Below are 21,636 nucleotides of genomic sequence, written 5' to 3' on the forward strand. Positions count from 1 at the left end.
AATGCAATTTTAAATCTCAAAAAATATGGTAGACGTAAAGACTTGCCTTGACAATGCACAAGAAAAGATGGATATGGCCATCATGTATCTGGAAGAAGCACTGGCACATATCCGCGCCGGAAAAGCGAGTGCACGCTTATTAGATGGTATCCGCGTAGATTCTTACGGAAGTATGGTACCTATCAGCAATGTAGCAGCAATTACTACTCCGGACGCCCGCAGTATCGTAATCAAGCCTTGGGATAAAAGCATGTTCCGTGTCATCGAAAAAGCAATCATCGACTCTGACCTCGGTATCATGCCCGAAAACAATGGAGAAATGATCCGTATCGGCATCCCTCCCCTGACGGAAGAACGTCGTAAACAACTGGCAAAACAGTGTAAAGGAGAAGGCGAAACGGCTAAAGTAAGCGTACGCAACGCGCGTCGTGACGGCATCGACGCACTGAAAAAGGCCGTAAAAGACGGATTGGCAGAAGACGAGCAGAAGAATGCGGAAGCCAAACTGCAAAAAATCCATGATAAGTATATCAAACAAATCGATGATATGCTGGCTGAAAAGGATAAAGAAATTATGACCGTCTAAAAAATAATGAAGAATTAAGAATGAAGAATGAGGAATTATAATGCTGTATTATTCAGTTGAAACACAGCCTGAATTCTTCATTCTTCATTTTTAATTTATAATTTATATGAAAGGATTAGTAATCAAAAACACGGGTAGTTGGTATCAGGTGAAAACCGATGACGGACAATCTATTGAATGTAAAATCAAAGGGAATTTCCGGTTGAAGGGGATTCGCAGTACTAATCCTGTTGCAGTGGGTGATCGTGTCCGGATTATACTTAATCAGGAAGGCACTGCTTTTATCAGTGAAATAGAAGATAGAAAGAACTACATCATCCGCCGCTCGTCCAATCTTTCCAAACAATCTCATATCCTTGCTGCCAATCTCGACCAGTGTATGCTGGTGGTAACCATCAATTATCCGGAAACTTCCACTATTTTTATTGATCGCTTTCTTGCATCCGCAGAGGCCTATCGCGTCCCTGTAAAACTGGTATTTAATAAGGTAGATGCTTACGACGAAGATGAACTCCGCTATCTGGACGCACTTATCAACTTATACACACAAATCGGCTACCCTTGCTTCAAAGTTTCCGCAAAGAGCGGCACTGGAGTGGCTGAAATCAAAAAAGCACTGGAAGGCAAGATTACTTTATTTTCCGGACATTCGGGAGTCGGCAAATCGACTCTTATCAATTCCATACTGCCGGGCATAGCAGCCAAGACCGGCGAAATTTCTTCTTACCACAACAAAGGAATGCATACTACTACTTTCTCCGAAATGTTCCCTGTGGAAGGAGATGGCTATATCATCGATACTCCGGGTATCAAGGGCTTCGGCACATTCGATATGGAAGAAGAAGAGATCGGACATTATTTTCCCGAAATATTCAAAACCTCCGCCGACTGCAAATATGGCAACTGTACACATCGTCATGAACCGGGATGTGCCGTACGCAAAGCAGTGGAAGAGCACCTCATCAGCGAATCCCGTTATACCTCTTATCTCAATATGTTGGAAGATAAAGAGGAAGGAAAATATCGGGCTGCTTATTAGAAAAAATGCGAGCAGCGTGCTTATAAAACCAATGCTGTTCACACTTATAGTTATAATAGTACACACAAAAAAACAATATGAAAAAAATCTTAGTTTTATTATGTTTCATTTTATACATAATTTCCGCACATGCACAATATTGCAGTATTAAAAAAGGAAGAACTGCTTACTATGTAACAACCGAAGTAAAGGAAGGAAAAACACTGAAAGATACTATGTGCATCGCAGACGTGGTTGATAAAGGTGATCGCTTAATCATAAGAGAAGATGCTTTCGGAGAGCACTATGATTCTCTAAGTATAAAAAGTGGTATCAACAGGTTATTCTATATTTATCATAAGAGTCAAGATATGACCGAAGTTATCCTTTTGGATGGTAAATCAGAATATGAATATCAGAAATATTCTAAGAACATATATGCAGAAGGACGAATTAGCATACCTTTAAAGGATCATGTTCAGAATGGAGATGATATACCACAGTGTAATTTCTTGCAAAAATCAGGACCAATGACTATGAAAGCTTCTCTAAAAGGAAAATATAAAGGACGTGAAACCATACATACTCCTGCGGGAGATTTTGATTGCATTAAAATCTACACGGAACAAAAAGGAAAAGTCATGTTCATTTCAGAAACCGAATATTCAATAGATTGGTATGCCAAAAATATTGGGCTGGTAAAATCAGAAACTATCACTAAAAAAGGGAAAGTCATATCAACCACCCTTCTATATGCCATAAAAGAATAGTTCCCTTAAGTGTATGAGCTTATTAAATTGAAAAAGATGCATTAACTTTTTTTCTATCATTTACAGATTAAACCTTTCCAGTCAGGGAAAGTCTAATCTTCAAAGATTATATTATAATTGCCATATACAATACTAAACCATGAATAAGAAGACTAAATGGGGCATCATTATTCTTGTTGGTGCCGGGATTATCGGTGGAGGAATCTACTCACAATTACCGAAAAAAAACGACGAACTAGCAGCCGCCGACAAAGTGATGGGCGGTAATAAAAAAAGAGGGAAACAAGTTTTAAATGTAAATGCCAAGGTCATAAAACCGCAATCTCTGACAGATGAATTCACCACTACCGGTGTACTTCTGCCCGATGAAGAAGTGGATTTGTCTTTCGAAACGTCGGGAAAGATTGTAGAAATCAACTTTGAAGAAGGAACAGCCGTAAAGAAAGGCCAATTACTAGCCAAAGTGAATGACAGACAGTTGCAGGCACAATTGCAAAGGTTGATTTCGCAATTGAAACTGGCAGAAGACCGTGTATTCCGCCAGGATGCTTTATTGAAACGGGATGCTGTCAGTAAAGAAGCCTACGAACAGGTGAAAACGGATTTAGCAACTCTGAATGCCGATATAGAAATTATCAAAGCTAATATTGAACTGACAGAGCTACGTGCTCCGTTTGACGGAGTGATCGGACTTCGCCAAGTCAGTATCGGTACGTATGCGTCTCCGACCACAGTCGTTGCCAAGCTGACAAAAATCGCTCCACTGAAGGTTGAATTTTCCGTTCCGGAACGTTATGCCAAGCAAATCAAAAAGGGTACCAATCTCAATTTCAGCGTTGAAGGAACATTGGATGCTTTTGGCGCACAGGTATACGCTGTAGAATCTGCCATCGATCCGAATCTGCATCAATTTACCGCCCGTGCATTATACCCGAATGTCAATCGCACCCTACTTCCCGGCCGTTATGCCAGTGTACTGTTGAAAAAGGATGAAATACCTAATGCAATAGCCATCCCAACGGAAGCAATTGTGCCGGAAATGGGTAAAGATAAAGTCTATCTGTATAAATCAGGAAAGGCCGAACCGGTGGATATCATTACTGGTATCCGCACCGCATCTGAAGTGCAAGTGATTAGAGGATTGCACGTAGGAGACACAATCATCACTTCAGGAACATTGCAACTCCGTACCGGACTCGCCGTAACACTTGACAATATTGAAGAATGAGAATTTATGATTTATGAATTCTGATTTATGATTTATAAGCCAAATAATTTATGATTTATAAGTCAGCAAAATACAGCAAACATTCAGAAATCAGAAATCATAATTCAAAAATCAGAAATCTTCAATCCATAACTCAGAAATCATAATTCAGAAATCAGAAATCATAAATCAATGAACATCTCCGAATTAAGTATACGTCGCCCGGTATTAGCCACAGTATTAACGATTATTATCCTCCTTTTCGGATTCATCGGATACAACTATTTGGGTGTCCGCGAATATCCGTCGGTAGATAATCCGATTATTTCTGTCAGCTGCTCTTATCCGGGAGCTAATGCCGACGTTATCGAAAACCAGATAACTGAACCGTTGGAACAGAATATCAACGGTATTCCCGGTATCCGTTCTTTGTCCAGTGTGAGCCAACAGGGGCAAAGCCGTATTACAGTAGAATTTGAATTGTCCGTCGATCTGGAAACAGCGGCCAACGACGTACGTGACAAGGTTTCACGTGCCCAACGTTATCTGCCTCGCGACTGTGACCCACCGACAGTTTCAAAAGCAGATGCCGATGCCATGCCTATCTTGATGGTTGCTCTTCAGAGTGACAAACGTTCTCTGTTGGAATTAAGTGAAATAGCGGATCTGACTGTGAAAGAACAATTACAGACTATTTCTGATGTAAGTAGTGTATCTATCTGGGGAGAGAAGCGTTACTCCATGCGCCTTTGGCTCGACCCGGTAAAGATGGCAGGTTACGGTATCACTCCCGTCGATGTTAAAAACGCTGTAGATAACGAAAATGTGGAACTTCCTTCAGGTAGTATCGAAGGAAATACCACCGAGTTGACGATCCGTACACTAGGATTGATGCATACCGCAGATGAATTCAATGACTTGATTGTCAAAGAAGAGAATAACCGTATTGTACGATTCAGTGATATCGGACGTGCTGAACTGGGGCCGGCTGATATTAAGAGTTATATGAAGATGAACGGCGTTCCTATGGTGGGTGTCGTAGTCATTCCACAGCCGGGAGCCAACCATATTGAGATTGCGGATGCGGTATACCAGCGTATGGAGCAGATGAAAAAGGACTTGCCGGAAGACGTACACTATAACTACGGTTTTGATAATACCAAGTTTATCCGTGCGTCTATCAATGAGGTAAAGTCAACAGTGTATGAGGCTTTTGTACTCGTAATCATCATTATCTTCCTCTTCCTGCGTGACTGGCGCGTTACATTGGTGCCTTGTATCGTAATTCCTGTCTCCCTCATCGGTGCATTCTTCGTCATGTATCTGGCAGGATTCTCCATCAATGTGCTTTCCATGCTCGCCATCGTACTATCGGTGGGACTGGTGGTAGATGACGCCATCGTTATGACAGAGAATATCTACATCCGTATAGAGAAAGGAATGGCCCCGAAAGAAGCGGGAATAGAAGGAGCCAAAGAAATTTTCTTTGCCGTTATTTCCACCACTATTACGCTGGTAGCGGTATTCTTCCCTATCGTCTTTATGGATGGAATGACGGGACGATTATTCCGTGAGTTCAGTATCGTAATTTCGGGTTCGGTGATTATATCCTCATTTGCCGCATTGACTTTCACTCCGATGTTGGCAACGAAGTTACTCATTAAACGAGAAAAACAAAGTTGGTTCTATGCAAAAACAGAACCGTTCTTTGAAGGAATGAATCGGCTATACAGCCGTTCGCTTGCCGCTTTTCTTAGCAAACGCTGGATCGCTCTTCCATTTACTTTCATCACCATTTGCCTGATTGGTATTCTATGGAATGCAGTTCCTGCGGAAATGGCCCCACTTGAAGACCGTTCGCAAATCAGTATCAATACACGAGGAGCGGAAGGCGTCACCTATGAATATATCAGGGATTACACAGAAGACATCAATCAACTGGTAGACTCCATTCTGCCTGATGCAGAGGCTGTAACTGCCCGTGTATCCAGCGGTAGCGGAAACGTGCGCATCACGCTGAAGGATATGAATGAACGTAATTATACCCAGATGGATGTGGCAGAGAAAATATCAAAAGCGGTACAGAAGAAAACAATGGCGCGTTCATTCGTACAGCAGCAGTCTTCTTTCGGCGGACGTCGTGGAAGCATGCCTGTACAATATGTACTTCAGGCTACCAATTTGGAAAAGCTGGAAGAAGTGTTGCCCAAGTTTATGGCTAAAGTATATGAGAATCCTGTTTTCCAGATGGCGGACGTTGATTTGAAGTTCAGTAAACCGGAAGCTCGTATTCAGATCAACCGTGACAAGGCCAGTATTATGGGGGTAAGTACCAAAAACATTGCTCAAACGCTGCAATATGGATTAAGTGGACAGCGTATGGGATATTTCTATATGAACGGTAAACAATACGAAATTCTTGGTGAAATCAACCGCCAGCAACGAAATAAACCGGCCGACCTGAAAGCTATTTACGTCCGTAGCAGTAGCGGGGATATGATTCAGCTGGACAACTTGATTGAATTGGAAAGCGGTATTGCACCTCCAAAGTTGTATCGTTATAATCGTTTTGTGTCAGCTACCATCTCTGCGGGATTGGCAGACGGCAAAACAATCGGGCAAGGCTTGGATGAAATGGATAAGATTGCCAAAGAAACATTGGATGACACTTTCCGTACTGCCCTGTCGGGAGACTCGAAGGAATATCGTGAAAGTTCTTCCAGTCTGATGTTCGCCTTTATCCTGGCTATCCTTTTGATTTACCTGATTCTGGCAGCCCAGTTTGAAAGTTTCAAAGATCCATTGATTATCATGTTGACAGTGCCGCTGGCTATTGCCGGAGCTTTGGTCTTCATGTATTTCGGAGATATTACGATGAATATTTTCAGTCAGATCGGTATTATCATGCTGATCGGTCTGGTGGCGAAGAACGGTATTCTTATTGTAGAATTTGCCAATCAGAAACAGGAAGCCGGAGAGGATAAAATGAGCGCCATCAAAGATGCTGCCCTTCAACGCCTCCGTCCGATTCTGATGACAAGTGCCTCTACGGTTTTGGGACTTATCCCGCTGGCATTTGCCACCGGAGAAGGTTGTAACCAGCGTATTGCCATGGGTACGGCGGTAGTGGGTGGTATGGTCGTATCCACTCTGCTTACGATGTACATTGTACCGGCTATTTACAGTTACATTTCGACTAACCGAATCAAAAAACTACAAGAATGAAACAGAAAGGAATTTGCATGAAACGCATCATTTATATCACCATTGCATGTGCCTTCTTATCAGTCTCTTTTGCAAAGGCACAAGTTCTCACTCTCAAGGAGTGTCTGGAAGAAGGATTGCAAAACAATTACTCTTTACGTATCATCCATAACGAAGAGCAGATCAGCAAAAACAACGCAACGTTGGGAAATGCAGGTTACCTGCCTACACTGGACTTCTCTGCCGGATATACCGGAAACCTGGACAATATTGAGACCAAGGCGCGTGCTACCGGAGAAATAACAAAGAACAACGGAGTCTACGATCAGACAGTTAATGTCGGTCTTAACCTCAACTGGACTATTTTCGACGGATTCAATATCAGTACCACCTACAAACAGTTGAAAGAGCTGGAACGTCAGGGGGAAACCAACACGCGTATTGCCATTGAAGATTTTATCGCTGCCCTGACTTCCGAATACTATAATTTTATCCAGCAGAAGATTCGTCTGAAAAACTTTCATTATGCAATGTCACTTTCCAAAGAGCGCTTGCGCATAGCCGAGGCTAGTCACCTGGTCGGTAAGTTTTCAGGGCTGGATTATCAGCAGGCAAAGGTGGATTTCAATGCAGACAGTGCCCAATACATCAAACAACAGGAATTGCTACATTCTTCACGCATCCAGTTGAATGAACTGATGGCTAACAACAATGTCAATCAAAACATTATTATCAAAGACTCCACTATCGACGTACACAGCGACTTGCAATTTGATGATTTGTGGAATTCTACGTTAGCAACCAATGCTTCTTTGCTCAAGGCCGATCAAAACACAGTACTTGCCCAATTGGACTACAAGAAAATAAACTCACGCAACTATCCATATCTCAAATTAAATACCGGATATGGATATACGTTCAACAAGTATGACATCAATGCAAACAGCAGAAGAGGTGAACTGGGCTTCAATGCCGGAATAACTGTCGGTTTTAATATCTTCGACGGTAATCGTCGCCGCGAAAAGAGAAATGCAAGTCTGGCTTTCAAGAATCGTCGCCTGGAACGACAGGACTTGGAATTAGCACTTCGCTCTGATCTCAGTAACCTATGGCAAGCCTATCGCAACAATCTTCAATTGCTGAATCTGGAACGTCAAAACCTGATAACCGCCAAAGATAATCACGATATTGCCATGGACCGTTATATACAGGGAGACCTCTCCGGTTTTGAAGTGCGTGAAACACAAAAAAGTTTGTTAGATGCAGAGGAACGCATCCTCTCTGCTGAATATAATACGAAACTTTGCGAAATATCCCTGTTACAAATCAGCGGAAAGATTACGAAATATCTGGAATAAGGAAGTAGTTTCCATTTATTTTTTGATTGGGTTAATCTTCTTATCGGGAGGGTTAACCCAATTTTTACTCTATAAAAAACAGTTATTACATATCAGTATTTTTCTTTCTTCATACATTTGCATACTATAAAAACATTAAATAATAAAGCCATGAGAAAACCAGGTTTTTTCTTACTGCTACTTTTTATCCTGACAAACGCCTCAGCCCAAAAAGCAACAGACTACAGAAAACAACAAAATTACAAAGAATGGGTACACATCGCTCCTAAATTTGACGACGATTTCTTCAAGACGGAAGAAGCCCAACGCATTGGTGACAACGTGTTACTGTATCAGCAAATCACCGGAGGATGGCCAAAAAATATCTATATGCCGGCAGAACTGACAGAACAGGAATATAAAGCGGCACTAAAAGCCAAAGAGGATATCAACCAAAGCACAATCGACAACAATGCCACCACGACAGAAATAGAATATCTGGCACGACTTTATCTGGCTACACAGAAAGAGAAATATAAAGAAGGAGTGCTGAACGGTATTCAATATCTGCTCAAATCGCAGTATGAAAACGGAGGATGGCCTCAATTTTATCCACGTCCCAAAGGTTATTATGTACAAATCACCTACAATGACAATGCAATGGTAAGAGTCATGAATCAACTTCGGAGCATATACGAAAAGAAAGCTCCATATACTTTTCTTCCTGACAATATCTGCGAACAAGCACGCAATGCATTCAACAAAGGTATAGAGTGTATACTCAAAACGCAGGTGTGCCAAAATGGTGAATTAACAGTATGGTGCGCCCAACACGACCGTGTCACTTTGGAACCCTGCAAAGCACGTGCTTATGAACTTCCGTCACTAAGCGGACAAGAGTCGGACAATATTGTATTGCTGTTGATGTCACTTCCTAATCCATCCACAGACATTGTAAAATCCATAGAAGGAGCAATCAAATGGTTCCAAAAGTCTAAAATAAAAGGAATACAGAAGGAATATTTCACTAACGGTGAAGGTAAAAAAGACTATCGTATGGTTCCCTGTGAAGACTGTCCAACTCTCTGGGCACGTTTTTATGAACTGGAAACGAATCGGCCTTTTTTCTGCGACCGTGACGGCATTAAAAAATATGATATATCGGAAATCGGGCATGAGCGCCGGAATGGTTATAGTTGGTATAACAAAGATGGTAGTAAGGTATTGAAGAGATATGAAAAATGGAAAAAAGAACAGAACAAGTAATCACAAATGATGAAAGGCTGATATCTACACTACAAAAATAAATATCCGGAAAGTCTTTAAGTCCTCAAAAGATGAAATCCCCTCACTACATTGCAGAGTGAGGGGATTTTATAAATTCAGGGCATTTAGCCTCTTCTTAAAGTTTTATCCCAACAGGTTAAAACCGGTTATTTTGTGCAATTCCACGGTTTCAACTGTTTGAAGAAGTCATTACCCTTATCATCCACCAAGATAAATGCAGGGAAGTTTTCTACTTCAATTTTCCAGATGGCTTCCATACCCAATTCCGGATATTCCACACATTCGATGCTCTTGATGTTATTCTGTGCAAGGATAGCTGCCGGACCTCCGATAGAGCCAAGATAGAAACCACCATATTTCTTACAAGCATCTGTCACTTGCTGGCTACGGTTACCTTTTGCCAACATGACCATGCTGCCGCCATGACTTTGGAACAGTTCTACATAAGAGTCCATACGTCCTGCTGTAGTAGGACCCATAGAACCACAAGCCATGCCTTCCGGAGTTTTTGCCGGACCTGCATAATAAATAGGATGATCCTTAATATATTGTGGCAAGTCTTCGCCGCGATCCAAACGTTCTTTCAGTTTAGCATGGGCGATGTCACGACCTACGATGATCGTTCCGTTCAATGACAGACGAGTAGCTACCGGATATTTAGTCAGCTCTTTCAGGATTTCAGGCATCGGACGGTTCAGGTCGATCTTTACAACATCACCTTCACCTGCTTGACGCAGTTCTACAGGAATAAGTTCGCCCGGATTTGAATCCAGTTTCTCAATCCAGATACCTTCCTTATTGATTTTACATTTGATGTTACGGTCGGCAGAGCAAGATACTCCCAAGCCTACCGGACAAGAAGCACCGTGACGAGGCAAACGGATGATGCGTACGTCATGAGCAAGATATTTACCTCCGAATTGCGCGCCCAATCCAATTTTGTGAGCTTCTGCCAAAACTTCTTTTTCCAGTTCGATGTCGCGGAATGCACGGCCATATTCGTTTCCAGTAGTCGGCAAGTTATCATAGAAATGAGTAGAAGCCAGCTTCACTGTCAATAAGTTCTTTTCAGCAGAAGTTCCACCGATCACGAAAGCGATATGATAAGGAGGGCAAGCGGCTGTTCCCAATGTTTTCATTTTTTCAACCAGGAATGGAACCAGTGTACCGGGATTCAGGATCGCTTTTGTTTCCTGATACAAATATGTCTTGTTGGCAGAACCACCACCTTTTGTTACGCAAAGGAATTCGTATTCCATACCTTCGGTAGCTTCGATGTCAATCTGTGCAGGGAGGTTACATTTTGTATTTACCTCATCATACATATTCAAAGGCGCATTCTGTGAATAACGCAGGTTCTCTTCAGTGTATGTTTTATATACGCCCAGTGAAAGCGCTTCTTCATCAGAATATCCAGTCCATACCTGCTGTCCTTTTTCACCATGGATAATAGCAGTACCAGTGTCCTGACAGAAAGGAAGTACACCTTTTGAAGCAACTTCCGCGTTACGCAGGAAAGTCAATGCCACATACTTATCGTTTTCACTTGCTTCCGGATCACTCAGAATCTTAGCAACTTGTTCGTTGTGCGAACGACGAAGCATGAATGATACATCACGAAAAGCTGCATTAGCCATCGCAGTCAAACCTTCTTTCTCAATTTTCAGGATAGGATTTCCTTCAAACTCGCTTACTGATACATAGTCTTTTGTAAGCAGATAATACTCAGTTGTATCTTTTCCCTTTTCAAACATGGGCTGATACTTAAACGGAGGTGTTGCCATAAGTTTCTTATTTTATTACGTAATGTTAGTTAGTGTGGCAAAGGTAGTAATTAAGAATGAAGAATGGCGAATGATGAATGAAGAATTAAGAATGAATAACGGAGAAAAGCAGGAACAGCAAAAGACAATCATAAACAATAAACAACGAGCGGTAAACAAGCTATGCCATTCATTGACATCTGCCGTTCACCGCTCACTATTTTATTTACAGTTTGCTATTTATCATATCCTGTTTATCATCCACAGTTCGCCATCTGCCACTCCTATTATGATTCGATTGCTTCAATCCGTTTGATTAACTCGTTTCCAAGAGCTGTTTTATCTTCAATATGTTTCAAGACGGCAGTCACAAAGGTATTACTTTCGAAATCACCGCGTACTTGCTCAAAATCCTGCTTCATTTCGTCGTGGGAGCCGTCAGCACCAAATCCGGTCATGGAAGACAACGAAAATTCTTTCTTGGCATCCTCATATACCATCTTATCCAATCCGACAACAGCTTGCTGCCACGCTTTCACGATACCGATGATATCTTGTGCTGTAATCGTTTCCGGATTCAGGCCGTAGAATTCCTGAATCTTATGATAAGCCCATGTCCATTCATAGGTATAATAATTCTCGTGCATTTCTGCAAAGCTTGCATTGATGGATTTCAAACGATTGACTGTTCCATTCTCAATACCATCCAACAATCGGTCGATTTCACTCTTGGGAGCAATCAGTCCGGAAACATCCACCCATTCGCCAAGTCCGATTTCCGTGTCAGGTTTCAGTCGCTGACGGATTTCTTCATTGGTCTGGAAATTAATACCCTCCAATCGTTTTATGATGGAGTTTCCCAAGAACTTGTGAATGGCGATTTCATAAAAACGAATTCCGTTATTCAGAGAAGAGTTCTTGATTTTAGCACTCTGGTAGGAGTAGATCTCTGAAGTTTCACCGGATACACGTTTCAATTCTTTCAAAATGGAACGTCCTTTAAACATCTTCTGAATGGTATAAGGACTCAGCAGGTTATAATTGATATAATCCAGCCGGTTCGGATCTTTTCGCTTATCACGCTTTGGCCATTTCTGTGCGTCACGGATAGTACCTACACTTCTCAAATTAACTCCCGGAACCAGATAAGTGGTATTCCGCTGCTCTATCAGGTAAGAGAAAGGAAGATTGGAAGTATCGGCATGATTAACATGACGTCCCATTACCAAAGAGAAAGCCCCGACACGTGCCGGCCACAGGATATATGAATCGGAAGTGGTCTTCGCTCCTCTCTCCATCGTTCCCTGATGGATAGGACCTAACTTATACATGTGATTACTCTGATTGGACCCCGAACCCGCATTCATAAACGAGAACATACCGGCAATCAATAAAGTAGATTTATGGTGTGTCACAGTGAAAGGACCTGCAAAAATAGCACATGCCTCACCGTTCTCTCCCTGACAATTACTGAAGAATAAAGAATCGGAAGCGGAATAATTGTGTCCCAGTTTACAGGATTGTCCGACGAAACAACGAGTCAACATCGTGCCGTCATCCACTTTAGAGCCGGAAGAGATGATAAAGTCATCACAGATTACACCATGTCCGATATGTACAGGTGCCGTCACATTACTATTGACGCTGCCATTGGATAAGCGGCAGGTCCCACAGATATGGCAGTAATCACCAATCCGGACATTCTTGATCGAGCCCGTATTGAGAATCATCACATGATTGCCAATACTGCCGACAGCAGAAGCATGTTTATTGGAATAATAATCCGCAATAGATTTCATACGGTTTATCAGCTCGGGACGATGGCGGTACAGTGCAAGAATATATGCCTGGTGCGCAGACAATTTATCGTTCATCAACACCTCACGGCCTCCTGTTTCATTCAAGACAGCCACTTCTACCCCATTACCAAAAGTGCTTAACCTATCCACTAAAATAATATCTACATTCTCAATGAAGGTGTCACTGCCAATCTCATAATTAGCAATATAGTTCTGTATATTCTCAATACAGCAGTTATCGCCCACCGACACATTGTGCAACGTCACATGACGTAATCCCGAATGTTTCTTGATTCCCCCCGGCAATGTAAATTCAGCTTCGAATACCCCCAGTTTTACTTCACCCGAGAAACGGGTATGATGGACGTACTCACAATTAAAACCCTCTGCCACTGATACATTTCCCCAATCATCGGCCAGACATGACTGGCTCTTCAACTGAAGTATCTCATCTTCAGTCAATCTACGATAGTCTTTCATCTTAATAATGTGTTAATGTGCCCATATGCCAATGTGCCAATTCTGATGCAGTATGCGCAACCAATTGGCACATCAGCACATTAGCATATTGATTATTCTTCCTCTTCTTCGTAGGTCTGATAAAGAAAATCGTTATAGGGATATTTCTGAACGTGTAATTCTTTCACTCGCTGATAAACTACATTTTTCAGTTCGTCTATATTGATTCGTTCGCGGGCGGAAATAAAGAGGCAGTTATCCTCCATTTTTGCCATCCACGTCTTCATCAGTTCTTCGAGTGTTAAGTTTTCCTTTGTTCGGGGGGTAAGGTCGTCCGGCGCTTTCTCCACGTAGGTGTAAGCGTCTATTTTATTAAATACAAGTATCATAGGTTTGCCACTGCCTCCAATCTCTGCCAGGGTCTTGTTCACCACCTCAATCTGTTCCTCAAATCCGGGGTGGGAAATATCGACTACGTGCACAAGCAAATCTGCTTCACGTACCTCATCCAGGGTAGATTTAAAAGATTCTACCAAGTCGGTAGGTAACTTGCGAATAAACCCTACTGTATCTGACAACAGGAACGGTAGATTATCGATAATCACTTTGCGCACAGTAGTGTCTAAAGTAGCGAACAGTTTGTTTTCCGCAAACACTTCACTCTTGGAGAGAAGATTCATCATGGTTGATTTTCCCACATTGGTATAACCAACCAGTGCAACACGTATCATGCGTCCGCGATTCTTGCGTTGGGTAGCTTTCTGCTTGTCAATCTCCGCCAGACGTTCTTTCAGCAATGACATACGGTTCAGGATGATACGGCGGTCCATCTCAAGCTGTGTTTCACCCGGACCACGAAGTCCCACGGAACCTTTGCCACCACCGGCACCGGAACCACCTCCCTGGCGTTCCAAGTGAGTCCAAAGCCGCTGCAAACGCGGCAACATATATTTATACTGTGCCAGTTCTACCTGTGTCTTCGCATTGGCTGTCTGCGCACGCATGGCAAATATATCAAGAATCAGTGAAGTACGGTCCAGTATCTTCACTTTCAGTTCAGCTTCAATATTACGAATCTGTTTCGCAGAAAGCTCATCATCAAAGATGACCATTCCTACTTCACGTTCTGCTTCCTCTTCGTCATGGATATATTGTCTGATTTCTTCCAACTTTCCTTTTCCAACATAAGTCACAGAGTTAGCCGTCGGCAACTTCTGTGTAAATCGTTTCACAACTTCCGCCCCAGCCGTCTCGGCAAGGAAAGCCAGTTCATCCAGATACTCGTTTGTTTTACGCTCATCCTGCGTCTGTGTGATGAGTCCTACAAGCACTGCTGTTTCTACTTTGGCTTCGGATATTACAAATTCTTTCATTCTTTACTTCTATTATATATAATAATGTGGGCGCAAATATAACAAAAAAAAAGAGGACAATGTTTTATTGTCCTCTTTTTCGTATCATTTATGGTAATTCAATTATAAATCAAACCATAGTTTTTCCCAGATTTTCGGAGATTCTTTCGGTGCATTAATATTAGCTGTCATTTCTTCAGGACTATATTCCCATCTTCTGATCAATTCTTTTGAAGTTGCATCTTCCGGGACTTGCAATGTCGGGACCTCGTTTCCGGCAGTACCAGATCGCCTCCATTGTACAAACTCCTCAAACGGACGATCCATCAAATCAATCCATTGCTGCATATGAATCTCATACAGAGCTTTTTCCTGGGTCATCGTTGTCAATTCCGGTAAACCTGTAACATATGTATCAATATCGGATTCCGCAACTCCATAAAAAGCACATGCTTCACGAATTCCTTTCAGGTACAGTTCATTAGCTTTCGACAGATTTTGAGCAACTCCTAATCCGCGCGCATAAGCTTCTGCTTCCAAAAGTAGCTGTTCTTGACAAGAATAAATCAATTCCGGAGCGTCTCTTCTGAAAAGGTAGTTGCTTACAACAGATGACAGTAGATTTTCTTCATCATCCGTCTTTGCAGCCTCTCTATTACCCAACCCCCGGTATACACCATCCGCACCCGGTTCAAAATAACAGGGAATACGGGGATCATTACGTTCTTGCATCGGTTTCAACATATAATTGCTGGCAAAGAACAATATTTGTGTCCCCCCAACCAATTCTATAAGTTCATATTTAGGGTTCTGGTTACCCGGATCTGTAGAGTAAGGAAATACCAAATTGTCCGCTGCTGATGCAACCATTCCTCCAGCCTGCAGCAACGTACCAATAGCAGCAGCCTTAGAAGGGTCTTTATCTACCATAACCATCAATGTTCTGAATTTTAAAGACTTTGCCAAAGTCATCCATTTGTTCATATCACCTTTGTAATAGATATCGTACTCATCAATTGCATTAGCATCATTCAGATCTATAAGCTGTAATGCCTCATCAAGTAATGACAAAACACCATTCAATACACTTTCCTGAGAATCAAATTTCGGATATTTAATTGTTCCGTTCCAGGATTCTGTGAAAGGAATATCTCCCCACAACATCGTTGCCTCATACATATGCTCAGCCAAAAGAATCTTACACTGCGCAATAGCATTGTGATTCACCGGTTCTGACTCTTCTGCATTTTTAATAGCTAACATCAAATTATTGCCACCTACAGAATAATAATGTTTCCAGACATTCCCTGTACTATAAGGAGAAATAGTATATACAGATTCATCCCAGCCACCGTAATCAAGTCCACCATCAACTTGACACTGCGAACTCATAGATAAAGGAATATAAAAGTCACCACCAGTGCGTGTTCCAGCCCAGTTTACAGCTACATAGTTAAACAAATACCCGGGATCAACTTTCTCGGCAGTATTGGGATCATGGTTAATATCGAGCCAATCGCTACATGAAGTTAAACATGCCAAAGCGCTCAATGCGTATGTTAATATTTTCTTTTTCATTATCATATTCGTTTAAATCTTACAATGTTAATCTGACATTAAATCCAAAACTTCTGGTAGAAGGTATGCTGTTAAACTCTACACCACCCCCAATCTGAGAAGGACCGAAGAAGTTAGCTTCCGGATCAATATGTGGCACATGATCTTTAATAATCCATAAGTTACGTGCCTCAAAACCTAAATCCAATGATTTAACAAAAAAGCTCTTGAACCATTTGCGTGGGAAGCTATAAGACAACTGTACCTCTCTGAGTTTTACAAATGATGCATTATAGATATTCCCTTCATTATTACTAGAATTGGATATATGCTGCCAATAATCCTGCATACTTTTCACAGGAACATCATTAGGTCTATATGTTCCATCATCCTGAAGGATTACACCCGGCTCAATAAAGGAAGCATCTTCACGGTGAGCTATTGTTTCAGCAGCCAAACCGCTACTTCTTAAATTAGCTACAGTCTCTGAATACAAAGAACCTCCATGACGGATATCAATCAAGAAACTCAAGGTAACTCCCTTATAAGTAAATGTATTGTTGATTCCCATCGTAAAATCAGGATATACATCTCCTAAACGCACGTTATTAACAGTTTCTCTCAAACCTGTTTTAGAATTAATCACATAATTTCCTTGGTCATCACGTTTCCAACCCGTGCCATACAAGCCAAACGAATCTCCTTTAGCAGCCTTAATTTGTAAACCGCTCAGTCCACTCGTTAACGTATATTCATCAAGTCCTTCAGCTAACTCCTCCACTGTCTGCTTATTTGAAGCAAATGTTGCATCCAGGTCCCATTTAAAATCACGTGTTTCCACAGGAGTCAACCCCAAAGTTACTTCAACACCTTTATTGGCAATCTTCCCGGCATTAATATTATTGGCAAAGTAGCCTGTTGACAATGGGACATCAATACTTACAATCTGATTCTTTGTAATATTGCTATAATAAGTCATATCTAACCTAATTTTTCCACCGAAGAAACGCAAATCAGCTCCAACTTCAAAAGAACTTTGATTTTGCGGCTTCAAATTCTCATTTGGTAAGACACGAGGTCCCGTAAAGCCAACTAATCCCATATGGGGGAAAGTGTTAACATTACCCAGATATTGCAAAAAGTAAGTACTAGCGGGAGTATATTTAAATGCCAAATTGTACGGATCTTCATCACTACCCACATTAGCATAACTCAAACGAACCTTACCAAAATTCAGAATATCTTTGTTTTCCATCAACTCCGTAAAAATAAAACTACCACTTATGGAAGGATAGAAATAGGAACGATTATTGATCGGTAGAGTAGACGACCAGTCATTACGTCCTGTTACATTTACGAAAAGCATATCTTTGTATCCCAAACTAATATCTCCATATAAACCAACAAGACGTTTCTTTTCATAATAATTTACCGGAGTAGTAGACTTCGCATTAGTATATGTGTATAGCCCATCAACAACCAGATTCTGCGCCTGCACATTTTCATTCTTCCATTCCTCCTGATAGAGATTATGCCCCATCATTACCTTAAAATGATAGTCATTTGCAAAAGTCTTCTCGTAAGAAACCATTAAGTCATTATTTATAATTCTTTTATACAAATTCCAAGTCTGGAACTTTCCGTTCAAGGCTCCTACAGTACCTTTTGCATATACCTTACGCCTTCCTTCTGTGTAAAAATCTGTTCCGGCATTATTGGTGATAGTCAGTCCTTCAATCGGTTTATAAGTCAATGTGATATTACCAATCATACGATCTAAATTATTGGTAAACTTATTCTTATTAATAATCCAATATGGATTATTACTTTTACCTTCCGGATCTAATGTGATTTGCTTTCCATTCTCATCCACCCAATTCTTTTGAATATCATGTATATCAATAGTTCTCGGCAATCCATTAATCAATGGAATCAGTAGGTTACTATCATTTGCACCTTGCGCTGGACGACCTTCAGAGTCGGAACGTATATATTGAGCAGAAATACGACCTGTGAAGTTCTTAGTAAAATTCATACCCGCATTGACAGAAAAAGCGTATTTATTATAGTCAGATCCAGGTACAACACCAGTCTGATTAGTAGAAGTAAAGCTCAAACGGAAGTCCGCCTTTTCACCACCCCCCGCAACTGATACATTATTAATATAACTCATTCCCGTTTCATAGAAATCCTTTACATTATCAGGATTTGCCTTCAAAGTCACTTTATCACCTTTGTAATCTGTAAACTGCTGATCTTGTACCGATGAGATCTTCGGTCCCCAACCATTCAACATTTTCACATTATATACACCATAACTGCCTTGTGCATATTCATTTTGAAAGTCAGGTAACTTTAGTACATTTTCAAATCGTGTAGAAGAGTTTACTGTTACAAACACCGGTGAGTTCTTCTTTCCCTTCTTAGTAGTAATAACGATAGCACCATCCTTTGCACGCGCTCCATACAATGCTGTTGCAGCTGCTCCCTTCAATACATTGATAGATTCAATATCATCTGAATTAATATCCCCTGCACGATTACCGACATCAACTATACCATTAGTTCTGTCAGGGTTATAGGAACCATTGTCAATTGGAAGCCCGTCAATAATAAATAAAGGAGAAGAAACGGTACCAATAGACGAAGCTCCACGAATCTGTATACTTGAACTACCACCTACCGTACCAGATGATTGGGCTATTTGCAGTCCCGCAATCTTACCAGACAATGAATTAAGTACATTACTTTCACGTGCTTTAGTTATTTCATCTCCCTTCACACTAGATACGGCATAACCTAGGGATTTTTCCGATCGCTTAATCCCCATAGCTGTCACTACAACCTCATCTAGATTTTGGGAATCAGACTTTAGCACAACTTTTAAAGTTGGTTTGATCACCACTTCTTGTGTCTGCATACCAATATACGAAATCTGCAAAGTCTTTGCAGAACTTGGTACATTCGACAAATTAAAATTACCATCTACATCTGTGATTGTACCCAGAGTGGTACCTTTTACCAACACAGAAGCGCCAACAACTGGCTGCCCGTCTTCTTCAGAAATCACAACGCCTGTGACCTTTTGAGTCTGGGCAGTTACTAGGCCTATGCCCACAAAAAGGCATGCCAATAACAGCATTAATTTTCTTTTCATAAATTCTCTCTTAAAGTTTAACTTTACATTATTTGTATCTTTACTCTAACAATTTGCAAATATATTAATAAAACTGAAACTAGCAATTATATTAATAAAAAAAGGTTGCAAATATAACATTTTGTTATTTTACAAGCTGTATTTATGCCGATAAGCATATTTTTTTCAACCAAAAGCTTTGATTGCTAAAACAGCAATTGACACTTTGCATAAGCAAAATGCCTCTTTTAATATTTCTTTTACTCGTTTTTAGTCATAAAACACCTTTAAAAGCCATTCTTTTTGCTTTTTTCGTGAAAAAGCGAATAAAAAAGTGGCATTTAATTTAAAGTTTTGTGAATACCAAGTGATTTGAAGATTTATTTTTTAGAGATATTAATGCTTATTCGCCTCTGATATAGCACAGAATTACGTCTAATTTGTTCTATTATTAATTAAAAAATGAAAGTATGGAAAAGATCAGTTACAACCTTGTGTTTAACAGAAAGAAGAGATTGAATAAAAGAGGAATGGCATTAGTTCAGGTAGAAGCCTATCTGAACAGGAAAAAGATGTATTTCTCCACCAAAATATATCTCAAACCGGAACAGTGGGATGCCAAACGAAAAATGGTGAAGAATCATCCTAATGCGAATGTTTTGAATCGTATGTTATATGAAAATATAGCAGCTATTGAGCAAACAGAACTTGGACTATGGCAACAGGGAAAGTCCATATCGTTAGATTTATTAAAAAATTCTATTGATAAACCTCTAAGCAATGGAAGGTCGTTTTTGACTTTTTTTAAAGAGGAGATAGCCAATTCTTCTTTGAAAGAAAGTACCCGTCAAAATCACCTTTCCACGCTTGAATTACTTCAGGAGTTCAAGAAAGAGGTATTATTTACCGATTTGACATTTGAGTTTGTGTCTTCATTTGATAATTATCTGCAATCTAAAGGTTATCACCTTAATACTATTGCCAAGCACATGAAGCATCTGAAACGATATATTAATGTTGCAATAAATAAGGAGTATATGGATATACAGAAGTATGCCTTTAGAAAATATAAAATTAAAAGTATAGAAGGAAGCCATACACACTTAGCTCCGGAAGAGTTACACAAATTTGAGAATTTGCAGCTGACTGGAAGATATACGAGACTGCAAAAAACAAAAGATGCTTTTTTATTTTGCTGTTATGCTGGATTACGATATTCTGATTTCACTAATCTGACCTCTGCAAATATTGTTGAGTTCCATCAGGAGACTTGGATAATATACAAATCTGTCAAAACAGGTATGGAGGTACGCCTTCCTTTATATTTATTATTTGAGGGTAAAGGAATCCAGATATTGCAACGCTATAAAGATGACTTCAATAGTTTTTTCAAGTTGAAAGACAATTCTAATATTAATAAGGAATTAAACATATTGGCAGGCTTGGCTAAAATTGATAAACGTGTATCGTTTCACACCGCCCGTCATACAAATGCTACCTTATTATTATATAATGGTGCCAATATAACTACTGTACAAAAACTGTTAGGACATAAAAGTGTAAAGACCACGCAGGTATATGCGAATATAATGGATATTACAGTGGTGCGTGATCTTGAGAAAACTGCCTCATCAAAAAAATAATAATAAGCACAAAAACTAAACGAAAGTGTTCTGTTTTTAAGATTTGGTTATAGAAATGGAAGGTATAATTTTCTCTAATAGAAGAAAGTGTGTATAATTAAATGAAAGAATATGCAATATAAGTTCCGAAAACGCATATATATAATCTAAAGATACATCATAATTACGAATATTATCACTCGTCCCATTTAAAGGAATAAAGCGTTCCTTTAAAAGGAACGAGTCATTGGTCGTAGAGAAGCCCTTGCTTTCTTTAAAAGGAAAGGATTAAAAGCTAATTTATAAACTTGACAGCCTCTAATAGCTATTAAAATCCGGCATTTGGGGTTCTTTCATTTTAGCATCAGATAAATGATAAATACCTCTTTTTGCATAATTAGATGTAATTACACAATCTCTTTGATACAGAAAAAGCATATAACCATCCAATATAAATATTCATCAATCATATTCTCTGCGATTTTGGAGGATATTTGAATCCACCCCTGCATATTTTAAAATATACAGTAATAAAATAT

14 protein-coding genes are annotated in these 21,636 nt (G+C 40.3%); 9 read left to right on the forward strand and 5 right to left on the reverse strand.

What is annotated here, in order from left to right; genetic code table 11:
* The first annotated feature begins 25 nt into the window (after positions 1 to 25).
* The 7 genes from frr to pelA all read left to right on the forward strand — a co-directional run bounded on the left by frr (position 26) and on the right by pelA (position 9,388).
* Positions 26 to 586, forward strand: a complete 561-nt coding sequence (gene frr, locus KSX81_RS07185; RefSeq protein ID WP_004299198.1) for a ribosome recycling factor — start codon at positions 26 to 28, stop codon at positions 584 to 586.
* A gap of 106 nt (positions 587 to 692) precedes the next feature.
* On the forward strand, positions 693 to 1,625 hold the full coding sequence (rsgA, locus tag KSX81_RS07190; RefSeq protein WP_004299197.1) for a ribosome small subunit-dependent GTPase A: 933 nt from the start codon (positions 693 to 695) through the stop codon (positions 1,623 to 1,625).
* A gap of 77 nt (positions 1,626 to 1,702) precedes the next feature.
* Complete coding sequence (locus KSX81_RS07195; protein ID WP_004299196.1) at positions 1,703 to 2,374, forward strand: hypothetical protein; 672 nt, start codon at positions 1,703 to 1,705, stop codon at positions 2,372 to 2,374.
* A 139-nt stretch (positions 2,375 to 2,513) separates the two neighbouring features.
* Positions 2,514 to 3,602: an efflux RND transporter periplasmic adaptor subunit gene (locus tag KSX81_RS07200; RefSeq protein ID WP_004299195.1), complete on the forward strand. Its 1,089-nt coding sequence runs from the start codon at positions 2,514 to 2,516 to the stop codon at positions 3,600 to 3,602.
* A gap of 171 nt (positions 3,603 to 3,773) precedes the next feature.
* Positions 3,774 to 6,806 carry an efflux RND transporter permease subunit gene (locus tag KSX81_RS07205; RefSeq protein ID WP_004299194.1) on the forward strand — a complete coding sequence of 1,011 codons (3,033 nt, stop codon included), beginning with the start codon at positions 3,774 to 3,776 and terminating at the stop codon, positions 6,804 to 6,806.
* The gene (locus KSX81_RS07210) at positions 6,803 to 8,143 is read left to right on the forward strand and encodes a TolC family protein (RefSeq protein WP_004299193.1); all 1,341 of its coding nucleotides are present in this window, start codon (positions 6,803 to 6,805) and stop codon (positions 8,141 to 8,143) included. Before KSX81_RS07205 ends, KSX81_RS07210 begins: the two co-directional genes overlap by 4 nt.
* Positions 8,144 to 8,293: 150 nt before the next feature.
* Positions 8,294 to 9,388 carry a pectate lyase gene (pelA, locus tag KSX81_RS07215; RefSeq protein WP_004299192.1) on the forward strand — a complete coding sequence of 365 codons (1,095 nt, stop codon included), beginning with the start codon at positions 8,294 to 8,296 and terminating at the stop codon, positions 9,386 to 9,388.
* Positions 9,389 to 9,555: 167 nt separating this feature from the next.
* Here the strand turns inward: pelA and KSX81_RS07220 are convergent, their stop codons facing one another.
* Positions 9,556 to 11,193 carry a fumarate hydratase gene (locus KSX81_RS07220; RefSeq protein WP_004299191.1) on the reverse strand — a complete coding sequence of 546 codons (1,638 nt, stop codon included), beginning with the start codon at positions 11,191 to 11,193 and terminating at the stop codon, positions 9,556 to 9,558.
* A 34-nt stretch (positions 11,194 to 11,227) separates the two neighbouring features.
* On the opposite strand from KSX81_RS07220, the gene KSX81_RS07225 reads away from it, so the two are divergent.
* A complete protein-coding gene (locus KSX81_RS07225) occupies positions 11,228 to 11,488 on the forward strand; it encodes a hypothetical protein (RefSeq protein ID WP_224262987.1) in 261 nt (86 codons plus the stop codon).
* On the opposite strand, the gene KSX81_RS07230 is transcribed toward KSX81_RS07225, so the two are convergent.
* The 4 genes from KSX81_RS07230 to KSX81_RS07245 all read right to left on the reverse strand — a co-directional run bounded on the left by KSX81_RS07230 (position 11,460) and on the right by KSX81_RS07245 (position 19,496).
* Positions 11,460 to 13,451, reverse strand: coding sequence for a DUF4954 family protein (locus KSX81_RS07230; protein WP_004299189.1), 1,992 nt, complete (start codon positions 13,449 to 13,451; stop codon positions 11,460 to 11,462). The genes KSX81_RS07225 and KSX81_RS07230 overlap by 29 nt on opposite strands.
* A 92-nt stretch (positions 13,452 to 13,543) precedes the next feature.
* Positions 13,544 to 14,803 (reverse strand): GTPase HflX, encoded by a 1,260-nt coding sequence (gene hflX, locus KSX81_RS07235; protein ID WP_004299188.1) that lies wholly within the window; start codon positions 14,801 to 14,803, stop codon positions 13,544 to 13,546.
* A 102-nt stretch (positions 14,804 to 14,905) separates the two neighbouring features.
* Positions 14,906 to 16,366: a SusD/RagB family nutrient-binding outer membrane lipoprotein gene (locus KSX81_RS07240; RefSeq protein WP_004299187.1), complete on the reverse strand. Its 1,461-nt coding sequence runs from the start codon at positions 16,364 to 16,366 to the stop codon at positions 14,906 to 14,908.
* A 13-nt stretch (positions 16,367 to 16,379) separates the two neighbouring features.
* The gene (locus KSX81_RS07245; protein WP_004299186.1) at positions 16,380 to 19,496 is read right to left on the reverse strand and encodes a SusC/RagA family TonB-linked outer membrane protein; all 3,117 of its coding nucleotides are present in this window, start codon (positions 19,494 to 19,496) and stop codon (positions 16,380 to 16,382) included.
* A gap of 449 nt (positions 19,497 to 19,945) precedes the next feature.
* Here KSX81_RS07245 and KSX81_RS07250 point away from each other — a divergent pair, with 449 nt between their 5' ends.
* The gene (locus KSX81_RS07250; protein WP_004299185.1) at positions 19,946 to 21,118 is read left to right on the forward strand and encodes a site-specific integrase; all 1,173 of its coding nucleotides are present in this window, start codon (positions 19,946 to 19,948) and stop codon (positions 21,116 to 21,118) included.
* Positions 21,119 to 21,636 lie beyond the last annotated feature (518 nt).

The sequence above is a fragment of the Bacteroides sp. MSK.18.37 genome (assembly GCF_019129155.2).
GTDB classification, from domain to species: Bacteria; Bacteroidota; Bacteroidia; order Bacteroidales; family Bacteroidaceae; genus Bacteroides; species Bacteroides ovatus.